The organism is Streptomyces sp. NPDC053542 (assembly GCF_044544685.1).
Lineage (GTDB): Bacteria > Actinomycetota > Actinomycetes > Streptomycetales > Streptomycetaceae > Streptomyces.
Map to the genome: position 1 here is coordinate 425,773 of NZ_JBITXL010000005.1, position 24,385 is coordinate 450,157.

The following is a 24,385-nucleotide window of genomic DNA, read 5'->3' on the forward strand; positions in this document are numbered from 1 at the left end:
AAGGGCGCAGTTTTCCATGCACTGGCTCGTATCGATCGCCGAATTCCTGGTCAACGAGGTCCTCAGCCAGCCGGCGTACCTGGTCGGCCTGATCACGGCCACCGGACTGATCGCCCTGCGGAGATCCGCCGGACAGATCATCGGCGGCGCCATCAAGGCGACGCTGGGCTTCCTGCTGATCGGGGCGGGCGCCGATCTGGTCGTCGCGGCCCTCGCGCCGCTGGGCGAGATGATCCAGGGCGCGACCGGCGCGCACGGCGTCATCCCGACCAACGAGGCGATCGTCGGCATCGCGCAGGCGCAGTTCGGCGCCCGGGTCGCCTGGCTGATGATCGTCGGATTCGGGGTCAGCCTGCTGCTGGCCCGCTTCACGCCGCTGCGCTACGTCTTCCTGACCGGCCACCACATGCTGTTCATGGCCACGCTGCTGACCGTGGTGCTGGCCACCGCGGGTCAGTCCTCGGCCGTCGTGGTGCTGGTCGGCGGCGTGCTGCTGGGCATCCTGCTGGTCTCCATGCCGGCCTTCGCGCACCCGTGGACCAAGCGGATCACCGGTGACAACACCCTCGCCATCGGCCACTTCGGCACCGCCGGATACGTCGCCGCGGGCGCGACCGGGCAGCTGGTCGGCAAGCGCAGCCGCAGTACGGAGGACATGAAGCTGCCCGAGGGGCTGCGCTTCCTGCGGGACTCGATGGTGGCCACCGCGCTGTCCATGGTCCTGATCTACGTGATCATGGCGATGCTGTTCCTGGCCAAGGCGGGCCGGGCCACCGCGTTCAAGGCGTTCGCACCGGACGGCGGCGCGGCCGCCACCGGCTTCGGCAACTACCTCATGCAGTCCGTCATGCAGGGCCTGCAGTTCGGCATCGCCGTCGCGATCATCCTGTTCGGCGTGCGGACGATCCTGGGCGAGCTGGTGCCGGCCTTCCAGGGCATCGCCAAGAAGGTGGTGCCCGGCGCGGTGCCCTCGCTGGACGCGCCGATCGTCTTCCCGTACGCGCAGAACGCCGTCCTCATCGGCTTCCTCTGCAGCTTCCTCGGCGGCCTGGTCAGCCTCGGGCTGCTCTCCGCGCTCTTCCACCCGTGGTTCGGCCTCGCGCTGGTCCTGCCGGGTCTGGTCCCGCACTTCTTCACCGGCGGAGCGGCCGGCGTGTACGGGAACGCGACGGGCGGCCGGCGCGGCGCGGCCCTCGGCGCCTTCGTCAACGGCGTCCTCATCACCTTCCTGCCCGCGCTGCTCCTGAAGGTGCTCGGCGCGTTCGGCGAGGAGAACACCACCTTCGGGGACGCGGACTTCGGCTGGTTCGGCGCGCTGATCGGCAACGCGGCGAAGCCGGGCGGCGCGGGTGCCGTCGTCCTGATGCTGGCCATCGGCGCGGTCGTACTGGGCGGCGCCGTGCTCGTGCAGAAGCGGGTGGTGGAGACGGGCTGGGATCCGGGTGCGCGCCGGGACGCCGTACTGCCGCGTACGGAAGCCCCGGTGGCCGCGACCACCGCCACCGCCACGACCGCTCACGCGAAGATCGCTCCGCCGGCCGGCGCGCCCGTGCCGCCCCCGCCGCCGGAGGACGGCTGAGTCACCCCGAGTGCTGCCGGGACGGCGGGCGGATGAGGAGCATCATCGCGTCGTCCCGGCAGCCGCCGTCGCGGTACCGGACCAGATCGACTTCGAGCGCGTCCAGGACGGCGGTCGGCTCGTGGCCGCAGAAGGCCGTGAGGCGCTCGGCGAGGGGATAGAACTCGCCCGCGCCGTTGCGGCATTCGGCCACCCCGTCCGTGCACAGCAGCAGCCAGTCGTCCGGCGCCGGCCGCACCACGGCGGTCGGGCACCGGTCCTGCACCATCCGCATCAGCCCGAGCGGGGCCGTCGCGTCCAGCCCGGCGAGCCAGGTGGCGCGGCCGCCGCGCACCAGCAGCGGCGGCGGATGGCCGCAGCTCAGCAGCTCCACCCGGCCGTCGTCGTACACATTGATCAGCAGCGCGGTGACGAAGCCGTCGTGGTGGTGGATGCGGGTGACGGCGGTGTCCATGCGCAGCGCGATGCCCGCCAGGCTGCTCTCGTGGTGCGCGAGCTCCCGCCAGATGTGCAGCGTCTCGGCGGCCGTGCCGACCACGTCCAGGCCCTTGCCCGACACGTCGCCGATGAGCAGCCGCACGCCGAAGCGGGTGCGTTCGGCACCGCAGATGTCGCCGCCGACCGTGGCGCCGGGGGTGGCCGCGAGATACCGCGCGTCCAGCCGTACGCCGCCCACCGACTCGGGCGGCCGGGGCAGCACCGCCGCCTGGGTCACCTGGGCCAGCCGGCCGAGACGGGCGAGCTTGGTCTCCTGGCGGCGGCTGCGCCGGGCGGCGGCGCGGACCAGCGCGGTCACCGTCAGCACGCCCGCCAGCGTCGCGAGCACGGCCCCCGGGCGGGCGCCCCAGCCCAGTACCGCCACGCCGCCGAGCGCCGCGGCGCCCGCGCCCAGCACGTCGCGCCCGCGCGACCGCCCCATCGCGGGCAGCGCGGCGACGGCGGGCATCAGGGGAAGGAAGAGCTGCGGGAGATCGAGGGCCCTGCCGAGGAGGGCGCAGACCGCGGCCACCGCCAGCGGAAACGTTCCTCGGATCAGTCTCGCGGGATTGCCGGGCGGCGGTGCGGCCGGGACGGTACTGACGCGTCCGGCCGGAGGAAGCTTCGGCATGGCGGAACCTGCCCGCTGAGCGGCGGCTGGAACGGAACAGCCTAGTGAGCGTTCGATGCACGAGGTGTGCATATGGCGGATTCCCTCGAAAAGAAGCTGGCCAAACACGTGCGCCGGTTGTCAGGATTCGCGCAGCGTCCAGCCCAGGAAGCGATTCACCAGCTCCCGCTCCTCTCCCGACAGACCCAGCCGTTCCCGCCCGTACGCGCGGGTGGCACGCGGCATCCGGAAGGCCGTGCACTCGTCCTCGTGCGGCTGCGGCTCGATCAGCGACTGCCAGGCGAGCCCGGTGAACGCCGCGATGAGCGGGCCGGGCGGCAGCTGCGCGTCGCCGCAGATCTCCAGTACCTCTGCCAGTTCGAAGCTGCCGGGGAAGACGCTGAGCCGTGCCCACAGCAGCCGTTCCTCGGCCGTGCACAGCCGCATGCTCCAGCCGAGGGAGTCGCGCAGCGAACGCTGGCGGGCGGGCAGACCGGGCGCGGTGGCGGGCAGGTCGAGCGCGGCCTCGGCCCTGCCGAGGGAGGAGAGCAGGTCGGCGGCGGAATGGTGCGCGAGCCGGCCCACCGCGATCCGCACGGCGAGCGGCAGGCCGTCCAGCAGCGCGCAGATCCGCCGGACCACGTCGGGCGCCGCCGCCTCGGCATTGAGCTGCCGGGCGTACTCCGTGAACAGCTCGGCCGCGACGTCGAGCGGCAGAGGGGCGAGCGGATACAGGCCCGGGGTGCACAGCGGGGTGCGGCTGGTGGCCAGCACGTGCAGGCCGGGGCAGGCGTCGACCAGTGCGGTGAGGACCTCGGTGCACCGCTGGGCCAGGTGTTCGCAGGTGTCCACGACCAGCAGTGCCGGGGTGTCGCCCAACGCCTCGGCGAGCGCGGCGAGCTGGGGCTTGCCCGCGGGGCCGTCCGTGCCCAGCGCGCGGGCCAGCCAGTGCGGTACGAGCCGGGGGTCGGTGAGCGGCGCGAGGTCGGTACGGGCCACGACCGCCTTCGGGACGAGCCCCGGCCGGCGCGCCAGCGCCGCGGCGAGCGCGCTCTTGCCGACGCCGCCGGGGCCCGTAACCGTCACCAGACGACGGTGCCGCAGCAGGTCCCCGACCTCCGCGAGCGCTCCGTCCCGCCCGGTCAGGGCGACCAGGTCCCGGTTCTCCGACTCCAGCATGTGTCCCGCCTCCGAAGTGCGCGTCCGGACCGGCCAGTTCCGGAAGAGGTGGCCAGCCTGTCGGGTGGGACGGGGTGCCGGCATCGGTGATCGGCCGGGATAGGTATACCTAACTCCGGCCGTACACCGAGTCGTTGGCACCGACCGGCCGCGAACGCCCCTCAGACGCGGGGCGGCATCGGGATCTCGAAGTGCACCGTCTCGACGCCCGGCCCGTGCTCGCCCGACGCGCGGGCGTCGAAGACCTCCTCGGCGAGGCCGCGCCAGAAGGCGCCGCTGCCCTCGACCTTGACGTTGGTGTGCAGGTAGATCCGCTCGTAGCCGGGGGTGGCGGCGGCGAAGGCGCAGGCCCGGTGGACCATCGTGCGGGCCAGGCCGTGCCGCCGGTGGGCGGGGTCGACGTAGACGCGTACGAGCTGGGCGGTGGAGCCGGACGGGTAGCGCTCGGCGAGCCATCGGGGGTGCGGCGGGTGGGCGGGGCCCGCGGAGCGCACGCCGGTCGTGCCCACCACCTCGCCCTCGTGCACGGCCACCAGCAGCAGATGGCGGGGGTCGTCGAGGTAGGTGCCGGGGAGGTCGATCACGTCGCGGTGCCAGTGCGGCACGTAGCCGTAGCCGAATTCCCGGTAGAGGGTGTCGAGCATGACGCGGCGGGCGCCGTCGAGGTCGGCGGGCGTGGCGGGCCGCACGGTGTAGGCGGAGGCGGTGAGCCGCGTGGTGTCGGTGACAGTCAAGGTGTTCTTCCGTGCTTTCCGGGAGTCAGGGTGTCGGCAGGCCGGGGCCGGCGCAGTGCACGTCGGCCGCCGGTACGGCCCCGTGCACCAGGTAGGCCGCCGCCGTGCCGTCGACGCAGCCGTTGCCGCGGCTGGCGAACACGCCGTGGGAGTAGTCGTGGTGCAGGGTGACGAGTCGGGAGCCCGGCAGCCGCCGTTGCAGGCCGCGGGCGCCGGCTATCGGTGTGACCGGGTCGTGCTCGGAGGCGATCAGCAGGACCGGGGGCGCGGCGGGGCTGCCGAGCGCGGTGCGGTGGGCGGGCCGGTGATGCCAGTACGCGCATACCGAAGCCTCCATGCCGGTGAGCACCGGCTGCGGGTCGAGCCTTCGTATGCGCCGGATGTCGGCGGTCACCCGCGCGGGCGTGGGTCCGGGCCCGTCCGCGCACTTGACGGTGCGGTTGGCGGCTTCGTAGGTACGGGACGCGGCGCCGCCGAAGGGGTCGGCCGGGCGCAGCGGCGCGACGGTCCCGTTCCGTAGGTACATACGGATGCCGTCGGCCAGGCCGGCCCAGCGCTCGGTGCGGCCGAGCGCCCGGTAGACGGTGCGGTCGAACTCCGCGGCGCCGAAGCCGTCGACGGGGCGGTCCGCGAGGCCGTCGCGGGTGCGCTGGTAGGCGGCGCGGACGGCCGCGGCGCTGCCGCCCAGCCCGAAGCGCTTCTCGTGTGCGGCGGTCCAGCGGAAGAACGTGTCGCGCTGGCGCAGCAGGGCGCGGCTCTGCCGGAGATCGAAGTCGTACCAGTCCTCGGGACCGACGACGCTGTCGAGCACCATCCGGCCTGTCCGGTGCGGGAATTGCGCCGCGTAGGCGGCCCCCAGGTAGGTCCCGTAGGACACGCCCAGGTAACCGATCTTCCGCTCGCCGAGGGCCGCGCGGATCGCGTCCATGTCGCGGGCCGTCTCGGTGGTCGAGAGGTGCGGGAGCGCGGCGCCGACGCCGGTGGCGCAGTCGTCGGCCGTGCGGCGCAGGGAGTCCAGGTAACCGCGTTCGGCGGCGGGGTCCTTCGGTACCGGGTCCTGGCCCGGGGCGTCGAAGAGGCCGCCCATGGGGCCGCAGTCCGCGGGCGCGCTGCGTCCCGTGCCGCGCGGGTCAAATCCGATCACGTCGTACGCCCGCCGCACGCTCTCGGGGAGTCTGGCGCGCTTGGTGACGGCGTACGGGAGCCCGGAGCCGCCGGGGCCGCCCGGGTTCACCAGCAGGACGCCGCGCCGCTCGTCGGGCGTGCCGGAGGCCGGCACCCGGGAGACGGCGATGTCGATGCGGCGGCCCTCCGGGTGGCTGCGGTCCAGGGGGACGCTCAGCTCGCCGCACTCGACGCGGTCGGGCGCCGGCGGGTCCGGCACGGAGTCGGGACAGGCGCCGAAGCGCAGCGCGGGGGCCGGGGGAGCGGCGGCGTGCGCGGGCGCCGCGGGGAGCAGCGCGGCGGCGGAGGCCGCGAGGGCGCAGAGCAGGGCGGGGCGACGGGCGGCGGTGATCACAGAGCTCGCATTCGGGGCAGTGGCGGGAACACCGTGCAAAGAGGTGACTTGAAAATGATTATCGTTTACAGTGTGGGTCGGTCAAGCCGGACGACTCTCCGAAGTCGCGTTTCCGGCCGGGCCGACGACCGCAACTCACCGCTGGCGAAGGGGAATCGTGGCTCATCTGCTGATGGTCGAGAGCTGGGTCGGGGCGATGAGCAGGCTGCTGCCACGCGCGATCCGCGAGGGCGGACACGAGTTCACGTTCCTCACCCGCGACCTGCACCACTACCTGCGCAGCGCGCCCGAGGGCACGGCGCACCCGCTGCTCGGCGCCCGCAACGTGCTCAGTGCCGACACCAACGACCTGGACACGCTGCTGCCGTACGCCGAGCGGTTGCACGCCGCGCTCGGCTTCGACGGCGTCATCACGTCCTGCGACTACTACCTGCCGACCGTCGCCCGGATCGCCGGCCGGCTCGGCCTGCCCGGACCGGCGCCCGAAGCGGTCGAGGACGCCTGCCGCAAGCACGCCACCCGCCGGGTGCTCGCGGACGCCGGGCTGCCACAGCCGCGGTTCGCGGTCTGCGCCGACCGGTCCGAAGCGGCCGCGGCCGCCGCGGAGATCGGCTACCCGCTGGTGCTCAAGCCGGTGGACCTGTGCGCCGGGATGTTCGTACGTAGGGTCGGTGACGAGGCGGAGCTGCAGCGTGCCTACCGCGCGATCGAGGACTTCCCCGTCAACGCGCGTGGCCAGCGCCGCGCCCCCGTCGTCCTCCTCGAAGAGCTGCTGCACGGGCCCGAGGTCAGCGTGGAGACCGTGACGCACGGGGGCGCCACGCACGTCGTCGGGGTGACCGACAAGAGCGTGGGCGGGGCGCCGGCCTTCATCGAGACCGGGCACATGTTCCCCGCCGCGCTCTCCGCCGCCGACGCGGAGGCCGCCGCCGGCACCGCCGTACAGGCCCTCAAGGCGCTCGGTCTGGACGGCGTCGTCGGGCACACCGAGATCAAGCTGACGCCCGACGGACCGCGCGTCGTCGAGGTCAACCCGCGGCCCGCCGGAAACCGCATCACCGAGCTGATCCGCCATGTCACCGGCATCGACGTGGCCGCCGCCTGCGTCGACGTCGCGCTCGGCCGGCGGCCCGACCTGACCGTCCGCGACACCGGACTGGCCAGCGCCGCGATCGGCTTCCTCGTGCCGCGGGAGGCGGGCGTGCTCGCGGACATCGACGGCGGTGACGCCGTGCGCGAGGCGGACGGCGTACTGGAACTCCAGCTCGCCGAGCCGGGGAAGACGGTGAAGGCGGCGGGCAGCAACAACGAGTACCTGGGGCACGTCATGGCCGGGGACGCGGCCGGGCCGGGTGCCCGGGCCCGCGTCGAGGAGCTGCTCTCCGGACTGCGTCCGCGGGTGGTGGGCCGATGAGCCCGGCCGCCGGCGGTCCCTGTACCGCCGTCACCCGCTACGACGATCTGGTGGCCGGCGTCCTGGCCGGCGCGTACGGGCCCGATCCCGCCGAGCGGCGGATCTCCACGGCCTTCAGCACCCGGCAGGCCGTACGCCATGCCGGGCGCGCCGGCGGCTACCGCAACGAAGTGCTCAGCCTGCGGCTCGGCGCGGCGGTCGGCTCCTGCGCGGTGGAGCCCGGCGCGCTGACCGATGCGGCCGTCGAGGCGTGCGTCGGCGCCGACATCGCCACGCTGCTGGCGCACGAGCTGCTGCCCGTACGGGTGGCGGCGCTGGATGCGTACCTGATGGACGTCCTGCCGCACGGGCCGGAGAGCGGCGCCCGGCCGTTCCCGCTGCCCGCCGGCGGCTCGCTGGAGAAGTCCCGCGCCCGGGCACGCGCCGTCGTGGAGCTGATCGACGCGCCGCCCGGCGCGCGGGTGCTCGTCGTAGGCGTCGTCAACTCGCTGCTGGAGGCGCTGCGCGAGCGCGGCCTGACGTACGTGCCGTGCGACCTCAAGGGCGGGACGACGGAGTGGGGCGAGCCGGTCGTCACCGACGCGCTCGCCGAGCTGGACCGCTGCGACGCGGTGCTCGCCTCCGGGATGACGCTGGGCAACGGCACCTTCGAGGCGCTGCGCACGCACGCCGTCGCGCACGGCACGCCGCTGGTGATGTTCGCGCAGACCGGCAGCGCGGTGCTGCCGCGGTTCCTCGGGGCCGGGGTGAGCGCGGTGTGCGCCGAGCCGTACCCGTTCTTCTGGCTGGACGGCGGACCGGGGCTCCTCCACCGGTACCGCGCCGCCGGGACGGCTTCGGATGTGGACCGCCGAGCCGCCGGGGCCGCCGCATGACCACGGCCGTCCTGCCCGCCACCGCCAATCCGCAGCTGCTCGCCCTGCTCGGCCGCACCCCGCTCGCCCGGATCACCACAGCGCTGCCCTGCCCGCACCCCGGCTTCTGGGCCAAGCTCGAAGGGCTCGGCGCGGGCGGCATGAAGGCGCGGGCTGCGGTGTCGATGCTGCTGGGCGCCAAGGAGCGCGGCGAACTCCGGCCCGGTGCACCGGTCGTGGAGTCCACCTCCGGCACTCTCGGCGTCGGCCTGGCCTTCGCGGGACAGGCCCTCGGCCACCCCGTCGTGCTGGTCGGTGACACCGAACTGGAGCCGTCCATGCGGCAGTTGCTGCGGACGTACGGCGTCCGGCTGGAACTGGTGGACCGCCCGGCGGCCGAGGGCGGCTGGCAGGCCGCGCGGCTGGCCCGGTTGCGCGCCCTGCGCGCCGAACTCCCCGACGCGTACTGGCCCGACCAGTACAACAACCCCGACAACATCGCCGGTTACGCCTCGCTGGCCGCCGAGATCGCCGCCGACCTGGACCACCTCGACGTCCTCGTGTGCAGCGTCGGCACCGGCGGGCACAGCGCGGGCATCGTGGGGCCGCTGCGCCGGCACTGGCCGGGCCTGCGGCTGATCGGCGTGGACGCCACCGGCTCCACGATCTTCGGGCAGCCCGCCAGGCCCCGGCTGATGCGCGGCCTCGGCAGCAGCATCCACCCGCGCAACGTCGCCTACGAAGCATTCGACGAGGTGCACTGGGTCGGCCCGGCCGAGTCCGCCGACGCCTGCCGCCGGCTCGCCGCGGGCAACTTCGTCAGCGGCGGCTGGAGCACCGGCGCGGTCGCGCTGGTCGCCGCCTGGGCCGCCCGCATCCACCCGGGCGCCGTCGTCGCCACCGTCTTCCCCGACGGGCCGCAGCGCTACCTCGGCACCGTCTACGACGACGACTTCGCCACCGCGCACGGGCTGGACCTGGCCACCGCCGCCACCCGCCCCGTCGAGATCCCGCACCCCCGGGCCGCGGAGGCCACCGGCTGGACGCGCTGCCGGACGGTCGCCGACCCGCTCGCCCCCACCCCCTCGGAAAGGACCCCGTGAAGCTCAGCCGGCGCACCGTACGGCTCCGTCTCACCGAGCCGCTGCGCATCTCCCGCTCGACGATGGCGGCCCGCGACGCCGTCTGGCTCGCCATCGAACACCAAGGACAGCGCGGCTACGGCGAGGCCGTGGCCAGTACGTACTACCACCTCGACGCCGAGACCATCGGACGGCTGCTCGACGAGACGGCGCTCGAACTCGCCCGCTTCAGCGGGCCGGAGACGGCGCTCGACGCCCTGCGCGAAGGCGCGCTGCCCGGGCCGGCCACCCCGCCCGCCGTGACCGCCGCCGTCGAGTCGGCCCTGCTCGACCTCGTCGGCAAGCGCGCCGACGTACCCGTGCACCGGCTGCTCGGGACTCAGGAGGCGCCGCGGGCCGCGACCGCGCGCACCATCGGCATCGGCTCGCGCCGCGCCGCCGGGGAGGAGGCCGGGCGGCTGGCCCGGCACGGCTTCTCCGTCATCAAGGTCAAGGCCGGCTCGCCCGACCCCGAGGACGACCTGGAGCGCGTGCTCGCGGTGCGCGAAGCGGCGCCGTACGCCCGGCTGCTGCTGGACCCCAACGGCGCCTGGACCCCCGCACAGGCCGCTGCCCTGCTGCCCCGGTACGCCGACCTCGGCGTCGAAGCCGTCGAACAGCCCATCGCGCCCGGCCGCCCCGAGGCGCTGGCCCGCCTCGCCGAAGGCTCCCCGATACCCGTCATCGCCGACGAGGACGCGGTCGGCTTCGAGGACGCCCGGCGGCTCGTCGGCCGGGTGCACGGCATCAACGTCAAGCTCGCCAAGTGCGGCGGCGTGCACGCCGCGCTGCGCATCGCCGACCTGCTCGCGGGCAGCGGCACCGAGCTGATGCTCGGCTGCCTGACCGCCAGCTCGCTCGGCCTCGCCCCCGCCGTCCACCTCGCCGACCGGGCCCGCTGGGCCGACCTCGACGGCCATCTGCTGCTCGCCCACGACCCGTGGACCGGCATCGGCGGCACGGACGGCACCGTACGGGCCGGACGGCAGCCGGGACTGGGCGTACGTCCGGTACCGGGCGCCGACCTGCCGAACGCGGCCGCCGACCCGGCGGGGCTCGCCGCCGAGGTGCCGCGATGAAGAAGACCTGGCACGAGATACGCGGCTTCCCGCTCGCCGTCCGCCTGCTGCTGGTCAACCAGCTCGGCGTCAACACCGGCTTCTACCTGCTCATCCCGTACCTCGCCGTCCACCTGGGCGAGGACCTGGGCATGTCCGCGGCGGTCGTCGGCATCGTGCTCGGCGTCCGCAACCTCAGTCAGCAGGGCCTGTTCCTCATCGGCGGCTCGGCCGCCGACCGGCTCGGCGCGCGCGGCGTCATCATCGCGGGCTGCGCGCTGCGCACCGTCGGCTTCGCGCTCTTCGCGCTCGGCGACGGCCTGGCCGTGCTGCTCGCCGCCTCGGTCCTCAGCGGACTGGCCGGCGCGCTGTTCAACCCGGCCGTGCGCGCCTACCTGGCGCAGGAGGCGGGCGACCGCAAGGCCGAGGCGTTCGCGCTGTTCAACGTCTTCGCGACCACCGGCGCGCTGGTCGGCCCGCTGCTCGGCTCCGCGCTGCTGCTGGTCGACTTCCGGGCCTCCGCGCTCACCGCCGCCGCGATCTTCGCCGTACTGACCGCGGCCCAGGCCGCCGTGCTGCCCGCCCGTACCGCCGTCCCCGCCGGGAACTCCGTGCTCGGCGACTGGCGCGAGGTCGTCGGCAACCGCGTCTTCCTGGCCTTCTCGCTCGCCATGGTCGGCATGTTCACCATGGAGAACCAGCTGTACCTGCTGCTGCCGGACGGCGCCCGCAGGGCCACCGGCTGGGACGGCGCGGCCGGCATCGTCTTCCTCGTCGGCACGGTCGCCAACCTCACCCTCCAGCTGCGCGTGACCCGCGCCCTGAAGGACCGCGGCAGCCGGGCCCGCTGGATCACCGCCGGACTCGGCCTGATGGGGCTGGCGTTCGTTCCGCCGATGGCCGTGGCCGGACTGACCGGACCGCCCGGCGGCCTGGGGCCCGCCGCGCTGCGCGTCCTGCCCGTACTGGCCGGGGCCCTGCTGCTCTACCTCGGCGTGATGATCGCCCAGCCGTTCGTGATGGAGCTGATCCCCGACTTCGGCCGCGCCGAGCTGACCGGTACCTACTTCGGGCTCTTCTACGTGGTCTCCGGCGTCGCCGCCGCCGTCGGCAACACCGTCGTCGGCTGGGCCATGGACGCGGGCGGTCAGGCCGGCGCGGGCCTGCTGCCCTGGGCCTGCTGCCTGGCCTTCGGACTGCTGTCCGCGGCGGGCGTGGGCTGGCTGCACCGGCTGCGCGCACTGCCGGAGCGGACGCCCGTCGAGCCGGTGGCGGTGGCGGCGTGACGATACCGAAGGGAACCGCCGTGACCAGCGGAAACCTGCTCACCGACAACCCGGAGCTGTACGAGGCCCGGTTCCCCGACACCGAACGGCTGGCCGGGCGCTGGGCCGCGGACTGCCTGCGCCGGTACGGCTCCGGACCGCGCGTCCTGGACATCGGCTGCGGCACTGGGCGCGACGCCGCGTACCTGCACGGCACCGGCCGCTCCGTCGTCGGCGCCGACCTCTCCGAGGCGATGCTGACGTACGCGCGCACGCACCACCCCGGCCCCTCCTACGTACGGGCCGACCTGCGCCGCTTCCGCTTCCCCGCGCGGTCCTTCGACGCCGTCGTCTGCCTGGACAGCGCGCTGCTGTACTGCCACACCAACGACGACCTCGACGGCTTCCTGGCCTCCTGCCGGCGCAGCCTGGCACCCGGCGGGCTGCTCGTCGCGGAGATGCGCAGCGGCGCGTTCTTCCTCGGCCGTACGGAACTCCTCGACGCCCCTGTGGTGCGCGGCTTCGACTGGCAGGGCGTCGCGTACACCTCCACCACGACCCTCCACGTCGACCGCGCGGCACAGCTGCTGCGCCGTACCCGGGTGTGGACCGCCGACGACGGCTCCGCGCCGGTCGAGCAGCGCTCCGCGTGGCGGCTGCTCCTGCCCCAGGAGCTGCGGTACGTGCTCGCCGCGCACGGCTTCGAGGTGCTGGCCCTGCACGACGGGCCCGGCCCGCGCACGGAGCCCGCCTGGCAGGAGGGCGACGCGCCGGGCACGCGGCTGGACGCCGACCGCCTGCATCTCGTCGCCCGCCTGACGCCCACCGGCTGACCGCCCCACTTCCCGTTCTCGTACCTCCTCGTACTCGAAGGACACGCCATGCCTCACGCCCCGCTCGACGACTCCCGCTTCCCCGGCCTGCGCCGCCGGGGATTCCTCGCAGCCGCCGGCGGCGTGGCCGGGCTCGGCGCGCTCGCCCTCGCCGGCTGCGGCGGGCCCGGTACCGCCGACGACGCCGCGGGCGGGGGCAGCAGACCGCGGCGCGGCGGCACGCTGCGCGCCGCGTTCGCCGGCGGCGGCGCGAGCGAGACCCTCGACCCGCACCGCACGAATCTCTTCGCCGACGCGGCGCGCGCCAAGGCCCTCTTCGACAAGCTCGCCGACCAGGGCGCCGACCTCTCCGCGCAGCCGCGCCTCGCCGCCTCCTGGGAGCCCAACGACGGCCTGGACCGCTGGCGGGTGAAGCTGCGCAAGGCCACCTTCCACGACGGGAGGCCGGTGACCGCCGACGACGTCCTGTACAGCTACCGCCGCATCGCCGACCCGAAGGAGGCGTTCCGCGCCAAGGCGTCCCTGGAGCCCATCGACCTCAAGGCGAGCCGGGCCGTCGACGACCGCACGGTCGAATTCGTCCTGAAGCGCCCCACCGCCGAATTCCCCAATGTGCTCGCCGCGTTCGGCGCGTACATCGTTCCCGAGGGCGCCCGCCACTTCGACGACAGGCCCGTCGGCAGCGGCCCCTTCCGCTTCGTCTCCTTCACGCCCGGCCGGTCCGCCGTCGTCGAGCGGTACGACGAGTACTGGGACGGCGCGCCGCACCTGGAGCGGCTGGAGTTCGTGATCGCCAACGAGGAGTCGGCCCGCGTCAACGCCCTCCTCGGCGGCCAGGTCGAGTACGCCCACGAGCTCAACCCGACCACCGCACGCGCGCACGAGGGCAAGGGGCAGGTGGAGATCGTCCGGCTGCGCAACAGCGCCATGCAGGCGTTCGCGATGAAGACCGACCGGGCGCCGTTCGACGACAAGCGGGTACGCGAGGCGTTCTTCCTGATCGCCGACCGCGAGGAGCTGGTCAAGGGCGCGCTGTCCGGCGCCGGCGAGATCGGCAACGACCTCTTCGGCAAGGGGTACGAGTACTACGCCGACGGCCTGCCGCAGCGCACCCAGGACCTGGACAAGGCCCGCCACCTGCTGAAGAAGGCGGGCGCCGAGGGCCTGAAGGTCACCCTGGACACCTCGCCCGTCGCCGCCGGCTTCACCGAGGCCGCGTCCGTCTTCCGCGACCAGGCCGCCAAGGCCGGCGTGCACGTGAAGGTCAAGGTGGGCAGCAAGGACACCTTCTGGACCGACACCCTGGACTCCGGGACGCTCGCCAGCTACCGCTCCGGCGCCATGCCCATCGAATCCCACATCTCCCAGCGCCTGCTGACCGGCTCCACCACCAACGCCACCCACTGGCACCACAAGGACTTCGACGCGCTCTACCAGCAGGCGCAGTCGACCAAGGACAAGAAGGACCGGGCGGCCGTCTACGAGCGGATGCAGCGCCGGCTGTACGCCGAGGGCGGCTTCCTGGTCTGGGGCTTCGCCGACTGGATCCTCGGCACGGCCAGGAACGTCCGCGGCGTCGCGCACGACGCGCCCGCCAACACCCTGGACTGGGCCCGCTTCGACAAGGTGTGGCTGGCGTGAGCGCACGCGGTACGGGATACGGCAGCGGCCTGCGGGCCTGGGTGGTGCGCCGGCTGCTGCTCGGCGCCGGCCAGACCGTGGCCGTCGTCCTGCTGGTCTTCGCCCTCACCGAGGCGCTGCCCGGGGACGCCGCCGTGGCCCTCGCGGGCGACCAGCCCGACCCGGCCCGCGTCGCGGCCATCCGCGAGGCCCTGCACCTGGACCGGCCGGCCCACGAACGGCTCGCCGCGTGGGCGGCCGGCCTCCTCCACGGCGACCTCGGCACCTCGCTGACCTCCGGCCGCCCGGTCGCCACGTACCTCGCGACCGGCTTCGGCCCGACCGTGCTGCTCGCGGCCCTGACGGTCGCGCTCCTCATTCCGGTCTCCGTCGGCCTCGGCGTGCTCGCCGCGCGCCACGAGGGCCGGTTCGCCGACCGCCTCATCAGCTCCGCGACCCTGGGCGTCTACGCAGTACCGGAATTCGCCCTGGGCGTCCTCCTCGTCACGGTCTTCGCGCTCAACCTTGGCTGGCTGCCGCCGACCGCCGTGGGATACGGCACCGACCTGCTCGCCCACCCCGCCGCGCTCGTCCTCCCCGTCCTCGTCCTGCTCGCCCGACCGGTGTGCTCGCTGGCCCGGCTGGTCCGGGCCGGGATGATCGACGCGCTGGCGTCGCCGTACGCCGCGCAGGCCCGCCGGTACGGCATCGCGGGCGCGCGCGTCCGGTACACGCACGCCCTCCCCAACGCCCTCGCCCCCGCGGCGCAGCAGCTGGCGCGCACGATCGACTGGCTGCTGTGCGGCGTCATCGTCGTCGAGGCGCTGTTCGTGATCCCCGGCCTCGGCACGGTCCTGATGAACGCCGTCGCCGAGCGCGACGTGCCGGTCATCCAGGGCCTCGCGGTGGTCTTCGGCGTCACCGCCGTCGTCCTGAACCTCGGCGCGGACCTGGTGGCGCGCCGGTTCACGCCTCGGGCGGGGGTGGCGGCGTGAACGTACGACTCAAGGCGGGCCCCGATCGCTCCGACCGCTCCGACCGCTCCGACCGCCCCGGCCGTTCCGATCGCTCCGGCCGCCCGGGCGGCCCCGGCCGCTTCGTGCTCGCCCTCGTGATCGTCGGCGTGCCGCTCGTACTCGCCCTCCTCGGCCCGCTCTTCGCCGGCGAACCCGGCCCCCGCGGCGCCTCCTTCACCCTCGGCGGCGGGCACTGGGCCGGTACCGACTTCGTCGGCCGGGACGTCTGGCGCCAGGTGCTGCTCGGCGGCCGTACGGTCGTCCTGACCGCGCTCGCCGCCACCGCACTGGCCTACGCGGTCTCCCTCCCGCTCGGCCTGATCAGCGCGCTCACCCACCGCGGCTGGCTCGAAGAGCTCCTGATGCGGCCGCTGGACGTGCTGCTCGCCATCCCGTCCCTGCTGCTGATCCTGCTGGCCGCTGCGGTGTTCTCGCCGGGTACGGCGGGCCTCGCGCTCCTCGTCGCCCTGGTCAACATCCCGGACGCGGCCCGCATCATCCGCGCCACCGCGGCCGAGGCGGCCGCCCGGCCCGCCGTCGAGGCGCTGCGGATGCAGGGCGAGACGTGGTGGCGGCTGGCCGTGGGCTACGTCGGCCGCTCCTGCCTGCGCACCCTCGTCGCCGACGCCGGGACCCGGCTGACCGGTGTCCTGTACCTGGTCGCCACGGCCGCGTTCCTCGGCGTGGGGGTCGCCCCGGACGCCGCCGACTGGGCGGTGATGGTCGACCGCAACCGTACGGGCCTGTTCGTCCAGCCGTGGGCCGTCGTCCTGCCCGCGGTACTGATCGTCGCCCTGACCATGGGCGCGAACCTGCTGTTCGACGAGGGGCTGCGGGGGCGCACCACGCCGTCACCGGCTCCGGCGCGAAAGGAGACCCACCCGTGAACGGGGCCACGCACACCTCCCCCTCCCGGCTGCCCACCACCGACCCGGTAGCGGAGATCGAGGACCTCCGGGTCGTGCTCGGCGGCGAGACCGGTCCCGGCCGCGCGATCGTCGACGGGGTCTCCCTGCGGCTGCACCCCGGGCGGATCACCGCGCTCGTGGGCGCGTCCGGCAGCGGCAAGACGACCACGGGGCTGGCGCTGCTGGGCGAGTACCCGCCCGGCGCCCGCGTCACCGGCGACGTGCGCGTACCGGACGGTGTCATCGGTTACGTCCCCCAGCACCCGGCCGCCGCCCTCAACCCCGCCCGCCGCGTCGACGCCCTCCTCCGCGACATCGCCCGCGCCCAGGTGCGCGACCTGCCCCGCCGCGAACGCCGTACGGCCGTCACCGAACGGGTCCTGCGTGCCTGCGAGCAAGCCCAACTCCCAGACGCAGAAGCCCTGTTGGGTCGCTACCCGCACGAGCTCTCCGGCGGCCAGCAGCAGCGTTTCGTCCTCGCCCAGGCCCTGCTGACCGGCGCCCGCGCGGTGATCGCCGACGAGCCGACCACCGGCCAGGACGACCGGACCAAGCGCCGCATCGTCGGACAACTCGCGGGACTGGCCCGGCAGGGCATCGCCGTACTCCTCCTCAGCCACGACCTGGACGTCGTACGCACCCTCGCCGACGACCTCCACGTCATGCGCGCGGGCCGCGTCGTGGAATCGGGCCCGGCGGACGAGCTGTGGTCGTCGCCCCGACATGAGTGGACGCGCGAGCTGTTGAAGGGCGCCGCGCCGACTCAGGACGTACCGTCCCCGCACGCGAACGATGCCCCCGGCACCCCTCTCCTCCACGTCCGCGACCTGACCGCCCGTCACCACCGCACCCCCGTCCTGCACGTCCCGGACCTCACCCTCCGCCCGGGCGAGTGCCTGGCCGTCGTCGGCCGGTCCGGGAGCGGCAAGACGACCCTCGGCCGCTGCCTGGCCGGGCTCCACCGCACCCACGACGGCGAGATCCTGCTCGACGGCGCGCCGCTCCCGCGCAGCCTGCGCTCCCGCACCCGCGCGGAGCTCGCGGCGGTCCAGTACGTCTTCCAGGACGCCCGCGCCGCCTTCGACGAGCACCGCCCGGTACTGGACCAGGTGGCCCGCACGGCCGTCCGGCTGCGGCACGTCCCCGCCGCCGCGGCCCTGACCGAGGCCGAGGACACCCTCGCCGACCTCGGCCTCCCCGCCGACCTCGTACGCCGCCGCCCCCAGCAGCTCTCCGGCGGCGAACTCCAGCGCGCGGCCCTGGCCCGCGCCCTCCTCGCCCGCCCCCGCGTCCTGATCTGCGACGAGATCACCTCCGGCCTGGACACCGTGACCCGCCGCGCCCTCCTCACCCTCCTCACCGACCTCCTCCGCACCCGCCCCGACCTGTCCCTCGTCCTGATCACCCACGACCGCGAAACCGCAGCGGCGACCACCCGCACCGCCGTCATCGACAGCGGTCGTCTCACGGAGCACGGTCCGACCCGTCGGATTCCCGGCGGACCGCCTCCGGCAGCAGCTCCTGCATCGTCTCCGCGGCACGTACCGCCGCGTCCCCGCAGCAGTTGTTGAACAGGACGTGGACGGTGTCGGCGCGCTCGGCCAGTGAGCGTATGCGGGGTATCCATTCGGTGAGTTCGGCCGGGGAGTAGGTGTGGCGGTAGCGGTCCTCCTTGCCGCCCGTGCCCCAGGCTTCGCTGCGGCCGTGGAAGCGGATCACCGCTGGGCCGGGGGCCGTCACCGGGGTGACGGGCGGTATGGACACCGGCAGGGTCTGGGTCATGTCCACGGCCACGGCCGCCATGCCCAGCCCCGCGAGCAGCGCCGCGGTGCGGTCGGCCGTCTCCGGGCGCCACCACCCGGGATGCCGGAACTCGACGGCGACGGGCCAGCCGTCCGTACGCTCCGCGCACCGTGCGAGGTACTCCTCGGCCCGCGGGCCCGGTGCGTACCACGGCGGGAACTGGAACAGCAGCGTGCCGAGACGGCCGGCGCTCCGCAGGGGTTCGAGGGCCGCGCTGAACCGCGTCCACACCTCGTCCAGCAGCGCCGGATCGGCGTCTCGCGGATTGCGGGGGCCGCGGGCGAGTGCCGGGCGGAGGTCGGCGGGCAGCGCCGCCGCCCGGGTGGGGTGCCCGGTGAGGAGCGAGAACGCCTTGACGTCGAAGCGGAAACCGTCCGGCGTCCGCTCGGCCCACAGCGCGCTGTTCCGCGCGCTGGGCAGCGCGTAGTACGTCGCGTCGGCCTCCACCACGGGAAACCGCCCGGCGTAGTACCGCAGTCTGCCTTCCGCGCCCCGGCTGCCCGCCGGATACCACCCGCTGCGCACCAGCGCCGGATCGGTCCAGCCACATACCCCGACGGCAATTCCACCCATGGCGCCCGGCTACCCGCGCTCCCGGGCGCTCACCGCCCGGGCCGGGCGGTAGCCGGAGAAGGCGGACTCCAGTACGCCCTCGCCGCGCGTCAAGGAGGGGAGAGCGCGCTGGAGTTCGCGTACGCCGGCCGCGGGGATCGTGCCTTCCAGGCGGCAGGCGGAGTTCCGCAGCACGGGGGTGTCCGGTACGGCGCCCAGCCGGGCGAGGACGGGCAGTACCGGGCCGAGCGCGTCGGCCGGCAGGTCGAGCAGGAAGCGGTGCACCGGCTCGTGGACCTCCGTACCGGCCTGCCGCAACGCGCTCATCAGCACCAGCGGGGTCAGACTGCGGAAGTCCCCGGCCGTGCTCGACATGCTCTTGTCGAAGACGGCGTGCGCGTGGCTCTGCCGCGCCGCGTACCCGGAGTGCGTCAGGGTGACCGCGCAGTCGGGGACGCGCCAGCCGTGCGGGCCTCCCCGGCGCAGCGTCGCGCGCACGGTCTCCTCGACCGCCTTGATGAACGCGTACGGCATCGACCCCAGTTCGACCGCCAGTTGGAAGTCCACGCCGGCGCCAGGCGGCGCCGGCTCGACGCGGAGCCCGACGGTGGCGAGGAACGGATTGCCGTCCTGGTGCATGATCTCGAAGGCCGCTCCCGTGCCGGTGAGCCGCTCGATGCAGATCACCGTGGTGCTCCGGAACGCGACGTCGATACCGAAGTCCTGCGCCAGCGTCGCCTGGACGATCTCCTTCTGCACTTCCCCGTAGAGCGAGAGGGAGAGTTCCCGCCGGACGTCGTCCTGGCGCAGGCCGATCAGCGGGTCCTGCTCGGCGAGCCGGGAGAGCGCGGCGTGCAGGGCCGCCCTGTCGGACGGGCGGGTGGGGACGATGACGGTTTCGAGGGTGGGCGGCGCGAAGTGGCGGGTGGTGCTGTTGCTGCCGTTCCGGGTGCTGCCGTCGGCTCCGCGGCCGGTGACGGCGTCCGTTCCCCGGCCGGTGACGGTGTCGCCGATCCGTACCTCCTCCAGGCCCGACAGCACCCCGATCTCCCCGGCGGCGACCACCCCGCTCCGCCGAACGGCCGCGCCCCGCTCGAAGACCCCGACCGCGGTGACCTTGGCCTCCGAACCGCCGAGGGCCACCCGGTCCCGGGTCCGTACCGTCCCCGAGAACATCCGGACGTACGCGAGCTTCTCCCCGGCCGGTCCGCGCTCCACCTTGAAGACGGTGCCCGACACCGGCCCGTCCGCCGCGCCCGCGGCCGCCGGCAGCAGCTCCTTGACGCCGGCGGTCAGCGCGGCCACGCCCGCGCCCGTGATCGCCGAGCCGAAGAACACCGGGTGGACCAGCGCCCGTTGGGTCTGCGCGGCCAGTCCGGCCCGGAGCCGCTCGTACGGCACCGCCGTCTCGTCCGCCACGTACGCGGCCAGCAGCGCGTCGTCGTGCTCGGTGAGCACCTCGGCGAGCCGCGCCGCGAAGTCCTCGTCGGCGTCCGCGTACGGGACCCACGCGGCCCCCGGCGTACCGATGCCGCCGCCGACGGTGCCCAGGGCCACGAACGCCGCGTCCAGCTTCTCGCCGAGCTCGCGGACCAGGGAGGCGCAGCGCGCCCCGCGCCGGTCGATCTTGTTGACGAAGACGAGCGTGGGAATGCCGAGCCGCCGCAGCGTCCGCAGCAGAATGCGGGTCTGCGGCTGCACCCCTTCCACCGCCGAGACGACCAGCACCGCGCCGTCGAGCACGTTGAGCACCCGCTCGACCTCGGCGATGAAATCCGGGTGCCCGGGCGTATCGATGAGATTGACCGTCAGCTCGTCGTCGACGACGAACGACACGACCGCGGACTTGATCGTGATGCCCCGCTGCCGCTCCAGCTCCAGCGAATCGGTCCGCGTACTTCCGTCATCGACGCTGCCGGCCTCGTCGATGACCCCGGCGGCCTGCAGCAGCCGCTCGGTCAGGCTCGTCTTACCGGCGTCGACGTGCGCCAGAATTCCCAGGTTCAAAAAATGCACCGAGCGTCATGTCCTCCGAATGGGCGGCGATTACCTGCTGCTGGGACATGAACGTCTTCGGCATTTCCGTCTCCCTCTTCGGCGGTCGGTGGCTTCCGGCAGTGCAGCAGACCCCCGCCACCGCCGGCAACGTATTTATCCGGAGATCCGCCGGACGCCGCGCTGCCCCGCCCCGGGGGTGGCCCGGGGCGGGGCAGGTGCTTCCGTTCCTATGCGTGTTGGCCGGATTCCGCGGGCTGCTCCTGGGCGCGGAGCATCTGCGCCATCGCCTCCAGGCTCCTGGCAGCGGCCGCGCCGCCACCGCAGGTCAGGGCCGCGATGAGGTTGCCGAGCAGCCCCGCCCGGTCAGCGACTATCCGTACGCGGCCGACTTCGACGACGAGACCCAGGAGGTCCAGCCGTAATCCGTCCGGAATATCGAGTACGACACACTCTTGAGGCGGTGTGGTCATTCTGAATCCCCCCTTGAAGGGCGCTGACCGTGCTCTGATACCCCCTCGACGGGCGGCCCATACTCGACCGGCGGAATGCCGCTCATGCCCGGCCGCAGTGGCGCGAACGGACGCAACTGGCGTATTTCCAGCCTCTTTTACAGAGCCCGGCAACGGGTGTCACGGGGGAATCGCTGAACGCCCCACGGGAATGCGTCAACGCGAGAGCGGACGGTGCGGCCGGCTCAGTGGGTGGCGTCGTCCGGCTTGCCCTCGGCGCGGCGGTATTCGGCGTTGATCCGCTGGGCCTCTTCGAGCTGGTCCTCGAGGATGACGATGCGGCACGCGGCCTCGACCGGGGTGCCCTGGTCCACGATCTCGCGGGCGCGGGCGGCGATCCGCAGCTGGTAACGGGAGTACCGGCGGTGCCCGCCCTCCGAGCGGAGTGGCGTGATCAGTCCGGCCTCGCCGATGGCGCGCAGGAACCCGGGAGTGGTGCCGAGCATCTCGGCGGCCCGTCCCATGGTGTACGCGGGGTAGTCGTCGTCGTCCAGCCGACCACTGAGCGGGTTATCTGCTGTCATTTCACCTCGTTGAGCCGACCGTCGAGGGCCTTGGTGCCGTGCGGCATCAGGGCCCCGGCATCAGGGCCCCGCGGGAAATTCAACACCATCCGTCCGGCCTGCCGCCGCGCCGACCTCGTAGCCTTCACCGTGCGGCTGTTCAATGTCTACTCCGGCGAGGAGAGATTTCGGCCCGTTCGGCGGGCGGGCCGAGCCGCTGGATCGAGCCGCCGAATAGAATCGGTTCCCATGTCGAACCCTGACGTGCTGCTCGTCGACATCGCCGCCATGGTGGAGTCCGAGCAAAGCAATCAGATGCCCCTGACCGTCGTCACCAGCAGTGCGGTCATCACCGGCCGGCTGGCCCCCGAAGCCCTGTGGCGGCAGCGGGTGTCGGAGGTCCTGTCCGACTCGGCGCGCCTGGGCCCGTTCTCCGGGATTTTCACCACCGACCGCACACAGAACGGCCCCGGCGGCGTCGAAACCCCCACGCACCTGCACTTCCATGTCGCCCGCATCCTGCAGGGCAGCATCGGCATCCCCGAGACGGGCGGGATGTACCGCGTCGCGATCCAGGATGTGAGCGCCTGGACCGTGGGCGACTTCAGCTACTCCGACAACTGAGAAGACGTATGCGTCCCTGAACGCGTCCCTGAGACGTACGAGAAGAGGGCCCTGCCGGTGTGTGCCGGCAGGGCCCTCCTCGTCGTGCGGATGCCGCTCCGCTCCCGCCTACTGCTCGGGGGCGGGGTGCCCGAGCATCGCCGACGCGGCCTCCAGCGGGGAGAGCGCCTCCGGAGCGGCGGTCTCGACCGTGTGGCACGTGAAGCCGAGCCGCGTCATGGCCCGGACGACCTCGCCCGCGGTGAAGTCCCGGCGGTCCTGCCGGGTGATGACCGCGCCCACCTGCTTGACGGGGTACTGGCGGCGGCCGATCACCACCGAGTCACCCGTGACGGGCTCCGGCTTGATGCCCTTCATGGCGGCCTGCACCCCTTCCTTGGTCAGGTCGAACGGGAAACGAGCGATGATGCAGCGCATGATGCCTCACAGACAGGGGGGAGAGGGGCCGGCCGAACAGGGACAGGGACGGTCAGCGGGAACCAGCCCCCGAGGCGGGGGCGGACTGCCGCTGACCCGGGCCGCGCCGCGTGCGGTCGGTGCGCCGGTTCTGGGCGGTGCGGCTGCGACGGCCCCGGGACGAGGAGGGACCGCCGCTCCGGGGGCGCTCAGCGGCCGCCGGCCTGGGGATGGTGACCGGGACACCCGAGGGGGCCTGCGCACCCGTGATGCGGTTCAGCTCCTCGTCACCGGAGCGGACCTGGGTGATCTGCGGGGTGATGCCCGCCGTGGCCATCAGACGGCTCATGTCGCGGCGCTGCTGGGACGTCACCAGGGTGACGACGCTGCCGGACTCACCGGCGCGGGCCGTACGGCCGCCGCGGTGGAGGTAGTCCTTGTGGTCCTGCGGCGGGTCGACGTTCACGACCAGGTCGAGGTTGTCGACGTGGATGCCGCGCGCCGCGACGTTGGTCGCGATCAGCGCCGTCACATCGCCGGTCTTGAACTGGGCGAGCGTGCGGGTGCGCTGCGGCTGGGACTTGCCACCGTGCAGAGCGGCGGCGCGTACGCCGTTGTTCAGCAGGTGCTGGGTCAGCTTGTCGACGGCGTGCTTGGTGTCCAGGAACATGATCACCCGGCCTTCGCGGGCCGCGATCTCGGTCGTCAGCCGGTGCTTGTCCGTGCCGTGCACGTGGAGCACGTGGTGGTCCATCGTGGTCACCGCGCCCGCGGACGGGTCGACGGAGTGCACCACCGGGTCGGTCAGGTAGCGGCGGACCAGCCGGTCGACGTTGCGGTCCAGGGTGGCCGAGAACAGCATCCGCTGGCCCTCGGGGCGCACCTGGTCGAGCAGCGCGGTGACCTGCGGCATGAAGCCCATGTCGGCCATCTGGTCGGCCTCGTCGAGGACGGTGATGGCGACCTGGTTGAGCTGGCAGTCGCCACGGTCGATGAGGTCCTTGAGCCGGCCCGGCGTCGCGACGACGATCTCCGCGCCGCCGCGGAGCGCACCGGCCTGCCTGCCGATCGACATGCCGCCGACCACCGTGGCCAGCCGCAGCTTCAGGGCGCGGGCGTACGGCGTGAGCGCGTCGGTGACCTGCTGGGCCAGCTCGCGCGTGGGCACCAGTACGAGGGCCAGCGGGCGGCGCGGCTCGGCGCGCTGGCCGGCCGTGCGGGCCAGCATCGCGAGGCCGAAGGCGAGGGTCTTGCCCGAACCGGTGCGGCCACGGCCGAGTACGTCCCGGCCCGCGAGGGAGTTCGGCAGGGTCGCCGCCTGGATCGGGAACGGCGTGGTCACGCCCTGCGAGCCGAGCTCGGCCAGCAGCTGCGCCGGCATGTCGAGATCGGCGAACGCCTCGACGGCGGGCAGCCCGGGGGTGACCGTCACCGGCAGCGCGAACTCGCCCTGGGGAGCGGCCGGCCGGCGGCCGTTGCCGCCCGAGCGGCGCGGGGCACCGGAGCGGCCGGCGGACGGGGAGCCGAAGCGGCCGCCGCCCCTGCCGGCGCCGGAACCGCCGGAGCCGCCGTTACGGGAGTGGGCGTAGCGATCATTTCCACGCGTGCGCTTCATGGGTAAACCTTCCTCGATGCGGCACGTATCAAGGAATACCCGCAGCGAGTGCACAGCGCGGAGAATTGCGAGAACGAGCCGGATGAAATATGAAAGCGGGCCCGGCCGGCATTGAGCGACCGAGGCGCCGTTGCACTCGGACGCGCGGCGCGGTCCGAGCGGGCGGCCCGAAGAAACGCTAGCCCGCCGGTGAAACAG

22 protein-coding genes are annotated in these 24,385 nt (G+C 73.8%); 13 read left to right on the forward strand and 9 right to left on the reverse strand.

The window, feature by feature from the left end; translation table 11 throughout:
* Positions 1–16 precede the first annotated feature (16 nt).
* Entirely contained in the window at positions 17–1,579 is a 1,563-nt protein-coding gene (locus ACIGXO_RS16870) for a PTS ascorbate transporter subunit IIC (protein ID WP_399786590.1), read from the forward strand.
* 1 nt (position 1,580) lies between these two features.
* Here the strand turns inward: ACIGXO_RS16870 and ACIGXO_RS16875 are convergent, their stop codons facing one another.
* The 4 genes from ACIGXO_RS16875 to ACIGXO_RS16890 form a co-directional block, all read right to left on the reverse strand.
* Positions 1,581–2,687 (reverse strand): PP2C family protein-serine/threonine phosphatase, encoded by a 1,107-nt coding sequence (locus ACIGXO_RS16875; RefSeq protein WP_399786593.1) that lies wholly within the window; start codon positions 2,685–2,687, stop codon positions 1,581–1,583.
* A 120-nt stretch (positions 2,688–2,807) separates the two neighbouring features.
* Complete coding sequence (locus ACIGXO_RS16880) at positions 2,808–3,845, reverse strand: ATP-binding protein (protein ID WP_399786596.1); 1,038 nt, start codon at positions 3,843–3,845, stop codon at positions 2,808–2,810.
* Between the two features lie 161 nt (positions 3,846–4,006).
* Positions 4,007–4,489: a GNAT family N-acetyltransferase gene (locus ACIGXO_RS16885; RefSeq protein WP_399787117.1), complete on the reverse strand. Its 483-nt coding sequence runs from the start codon at positions 4,487–4,489 to the stop codon at positions 4,007–4,009.
* A gap of 115 nt (positions 4,490–4,604) precedes the next feature.
* Complete coding sequence (locus tag ACIGXO_RS16890; RefSeq protein WP_399786599.1) at positions 4,605–6,098, reverse strand: alpha/beta fold hydrolase; 1,494 nt, start codon at positions 6,096–6,098, stop codon at positions 4,605–4,607.
* A gap of 157 nt (positions 6,099–6,255) precedes the next feature.
* Between ACIGXO_RS16890 and ACIGXO_RS16895 the strand changes: the two genes are divergently transcribed.
* From ACIGXO_RS16895 to ACIGXO_RS16940, 10 genes are all read left to right on the forward strand, one after another.
* The gene (locus ACIGXO_RS16895) at positions 6,256–7,512 is read left to right on the forward strand and encodes an ATP-grasp domain-containing protein (protein ID WP_399786602.1); all 1,257 of its coding nucleotides are present in this window, start codon (positions 6,256–6,258) and stop codon (positions 7,510–7,512) included.
* On the forward strand, positions 7,509–8,387 hold the full coding sequence (locus ACIGXO_RS16900) for a Rossmann-like domain-containing protein (protein WP_399786605.1): 879 nt from the start codon (positions 7,509–7,511) through the stop codon (positions 8,385–8,387). Before ACIGXO_RS16895 ends, ACIGXO_RS16900 begins: the two co-directional genes overlap by 4 nt.
* The gene (locus ACIGXO_RS16905; protein WP_399786608.1) at positions 8,384–9,469 is read left to right on the forward strand and encodes a PLP-dependent cysteine synthase family protein; all 1,086 of its coding nucleotides are present in this window, start codon (positions 8,384–8,386) and stop codon (positions 9,467–9,469) included. Before ACIGXO_RS16900 ends, ACIGXO_RS16905 begins: the two co-directional genes overlap by 4 nt.
* The gene (locus ACIGXO_RS16910; RefSeq protein WP_399786611.1) at positions 9,466–10,566 is read left to right on the forward strand and encodes a dipeptide epimerase; all 1,101 of its coding nucleotides are present in this window, start codon (positions 9,466–9,468) and stop codon (positions 10,564–10,566) included. Before ACIGXO_RS16905 ends, ACIGXO_RS16910 begins: the two co-directional genes overlap by 4 nt.
* Complete coding sequence (locus ACIGXO_RS16915; protein WP_399786614.1) at positions 10,563–11,831, forward strand: MFS transporter; 1,269 nt, start codon at positions 10,563–10,565, stop codon at positions 11,829–11,831. The genes ACIGXO_RS16910 and ACIGXO_RS16915 overlap by 4 nt, the downstream gene beginning before the upstream one ends.
* Positions 11,832–11,851: 20 nt before the next feature.
* Positions 11,852–12,643 (forward strand): class I SAM-dependent DNA methyltransferase, encoded by a 792-nt coding sequence (locus ACIGXO_RS16920; protein WP_399786617.1) that lies wholly within the window; start codon positions 11,852–11,854, stop codon positions 12,641–12,643.
* 48 nt (positions 12,644–12,691) lie between these two features.
* Positions 12,692–14,284, forward strand: a complete 1,593-nt coding sequence (locus ACIGXO_RS16925) for an ABC transporter substrate-binding protein (RefSeq protein WP_399786620.1) — start codon at positions 12,692–12,694, stop codon at positions 14,282–14,284.
* Positions 14,281–15,258 (forward strand): ABC transporter permease, encoded by a 978-nt coding sequence (locus ACIGXO_RS16930; protein ID WP_399786623.1) that lies wholly within the window; start codon positions 14,281–14,283, stop codon positions 15,256–15,258. The genes ACIGXO_RS16925 and ACIGXO_RS16930 overlap by 4 nt, the downstream gene beginning before the upstream one ends.
* 104 nt (positions 15,259–15,362) lie before the next feature.
* On the forward strand, positions 15,363–16,166 hold the full coding sequence (locus ACIGXO_RS16935; protein WP_399787120.1) for an ABC transporter permease subunit: 804 nt from the start codon (positions 15,363–15,365) through the stop codon (positions 16,164–16,166).
* Entirely contained in the window at positions 16,163–17,758 is a 1,596-nt protein-coding gene (locus tag ACIGXO_RS16940; RefSeq protein ID WP_399786626.1) for an ABC transporter ATP-binding protein, read from the forward strand. Before ACIGXO_RS16935 ends, ACIGXO_RS16940 begins: the two co-directional genes overlap by 4 nt.
* On the opposite strand, the gene ACIGXO_RS16945 is transcribed toward ACIGXO_RS16940, so the two are convergent.
* Entirely contained in the window at positions 17,652–18,563 is a 912-nt protein-coding gene (locus ACIGXO_RS16945; RefSeq protein ID WP_399786629.1) for a DUF72 domain-containing protein, read from the reverse strand. The genes ACIGXO_RS16940 and ACIGXO_RS16945 overlap by 107 nt on opposite strands.
* Before the next feature lie 9 nt (positions 18,564–18,572).
* Positions 18,573–20,558: a GTP-binding protein gene (locus tag ACIGXO_RS16950; RefSeq protein WP_399786632.1), complete on the reverse strand. Its 1,986-nt coding sequence runs from the start codon at positions 20,556–20,558 to the stop codon at positions 18,573–18,575.
* A gap of 215 nt (positions 20,559–20,773) precedes the next feature.
* On the opposite strand from ACIGXO_RS16950, the gene ACIGXO_RS16955 reads away from it, so the two are divergent.
* A complete protein-coding gene (locus ACIGXO_RS16955; protein WP_399786635.1) occupies positions 20,774–20,962 on the forward strand; it encodes a hypothetical protein in 189 nt (62 codons plus the stop codon).
* A 272-nt stretch (positions 20,963–21,234) separates the two neighbouring features.
* On the opposite strand, the gene ACIGXO_RS16960 is transcribed toward ACIGXO_RS16955, so the two are convergent.
* The gene (locus tag ACIGXO_RS16960; protein ID WP_399786638.1) at positions 21,235–21,573 is read right to left on the reverse strand and encodes a MerR family transcriptional regulator; all 339 of its coding nucleotides are present in this window, start codon (positions 21,571–21,573) and stop codon (positions 21,235–21,237) included.
* Between the two features lie 228 nt (positions 21,574–21,801).
* Between ACIGXO_RS16960 and ACIGXO_RS16965 the strand changes: the two genes are divergently transcribed.
* The gene (locus ACIGXO_RS16965) at positions 21,802–22,176 is read left to right on the forward strand and encodes a hypothetical protein (protein ID WP_399786642.1); all 375 of its coding nucleotides are present in this window, start codon (positions 21,802–21,804) and stop codon (positions 22,174–22,176) included.
* Positions 22,177–22,284: 108 nt separating this feature from the next.
* Here ACIGXO_RS16965 and ACIGXO_RS16970 read toward each other — a convergent pair whose 3' ends face one another.
* Both ACIGXO_RS16970 and ACIGXO_RS16975 read right to left on the reverse strand, forming a co-directional pair.
* Positions 22,285–22,593: an SCO5918 family protein gene (locus ACIGXO_RS16970; protein WP_399786645.1), complete on the reverse strand. Its 309-nt coding sequence runs from the start codon at positions 22,591–22,593 to the stop codon at positions 22,285–22,287.
* Positions 22,594–22,645: 52 nt separating this feature from the next.
* Positions 22,646–24,187 (reverse strand): DEAD/DEAH box helicase, encoded by a 1,542-nt coding sequence (locus ACIGXO_RS16975; protein WP_399786648.1) that lies wholly within the window; start codon positions 24,185–24,187, stop codon positions 22,646–22,648.
* Positions 24,188–24,385 lie beyond the last annotated feature (198 nt).

Bases quoted from the DNA above. Each gene is read 5' to 3' on its own strand.
- ACIGXO_RS16870 (WP_399786590.1), top strand. From the start codon at position 17: ATGCACTGGCTCGTATCGATCGCCGAATTCCTGGTCAACGAGGTCCTC.
- ACIGXO_RS16875 (WP_399786593.1), bottom strand. From the start codon at position 2,687: ATGCCGAAGCTTCCTCCGGCCGGACGCGTCAGTACCGTCCCGGCCGCA.
- ACIGXO_RS16880 (WP_399786596.1), bottom strand. From the start codon at position 3,845: ATGCTGGAGTCGGAGAACCGGGACCTGGTCGCCCTGACCGGGCGGGAC.
- ACIGXO_RS16885 (WP_399787117.1), bottom strand. From the start codon at position 4,489: ATGCTCGACACCCTCTACCGGGAATTCGGCTACGGCTACGTGCCGCAC.
- ACIGXO_RS16900 (WP_399786605.1), top strand. From the start codon at position 7,509: ATGAGCCCGGCCGCCGGCGGTCCCTGTACCGCCGTCACCCGCTACGAC.
- ACIGXO_RS16905 (WP_399786608.1), top strand. From the start codon at position 8,384: ATGACCACGGCCGTCCTGCCCGCCACCGCCAATCCGCAGCTGCTCGCC.
- ACIGXO_RS16915 (WP_399786614.1), top strand. From the start codon at position 10,563: ATGAAGAAGACCTGGCACGAGATACGCGGCTTCCCGCTCGCCGTCCGC.
- ACIGXO_RS16925 (WP_399786620.1), top strand. From the start codon at position 12,692: ATGCCTCACGCCCCGCTCGACGACTCCCGCTTCCCCGGCCTGCGCCGC.
- ACIGXO_RS16945 (WP_399786629.1), bottom strand. From the start codon at position 18,563: ATGGGTGGAATTGCCGTCGGGGTATGTGGCTGGACCGATCCGGCGCTG.
- ACIGXO_RS16960 (WP_399786638.1), bottom strand. From the start codon at position 21,573: ATGACAGCAGATAACCCGCTCAGTGGTCGGCTGGACGACGACGACTAC.
- ACIGXO_RS16965 (WP_399786642.1), top strand. From the start codon at position 21,802: ATGTCGAACCCTGACGTGCTGCTCGTCGACATCGCCGCCATGGTGGAG.
- ACIGXO_RS16970 (WP_399786645.1), bottom strand. From the start codon at position 22,593: ATGCGCTGCATCATCGCTCGTTTCCCGTTCGACCTGACCAAGGAAGGG.
- ACIGXO_RS16975 (WP_399786648.1), bottom strand. From the start codon at position 24,187: ATGAAGCGCACGCGTGGAAATGATCGCTACGCCCACTCCCGTAACGGC.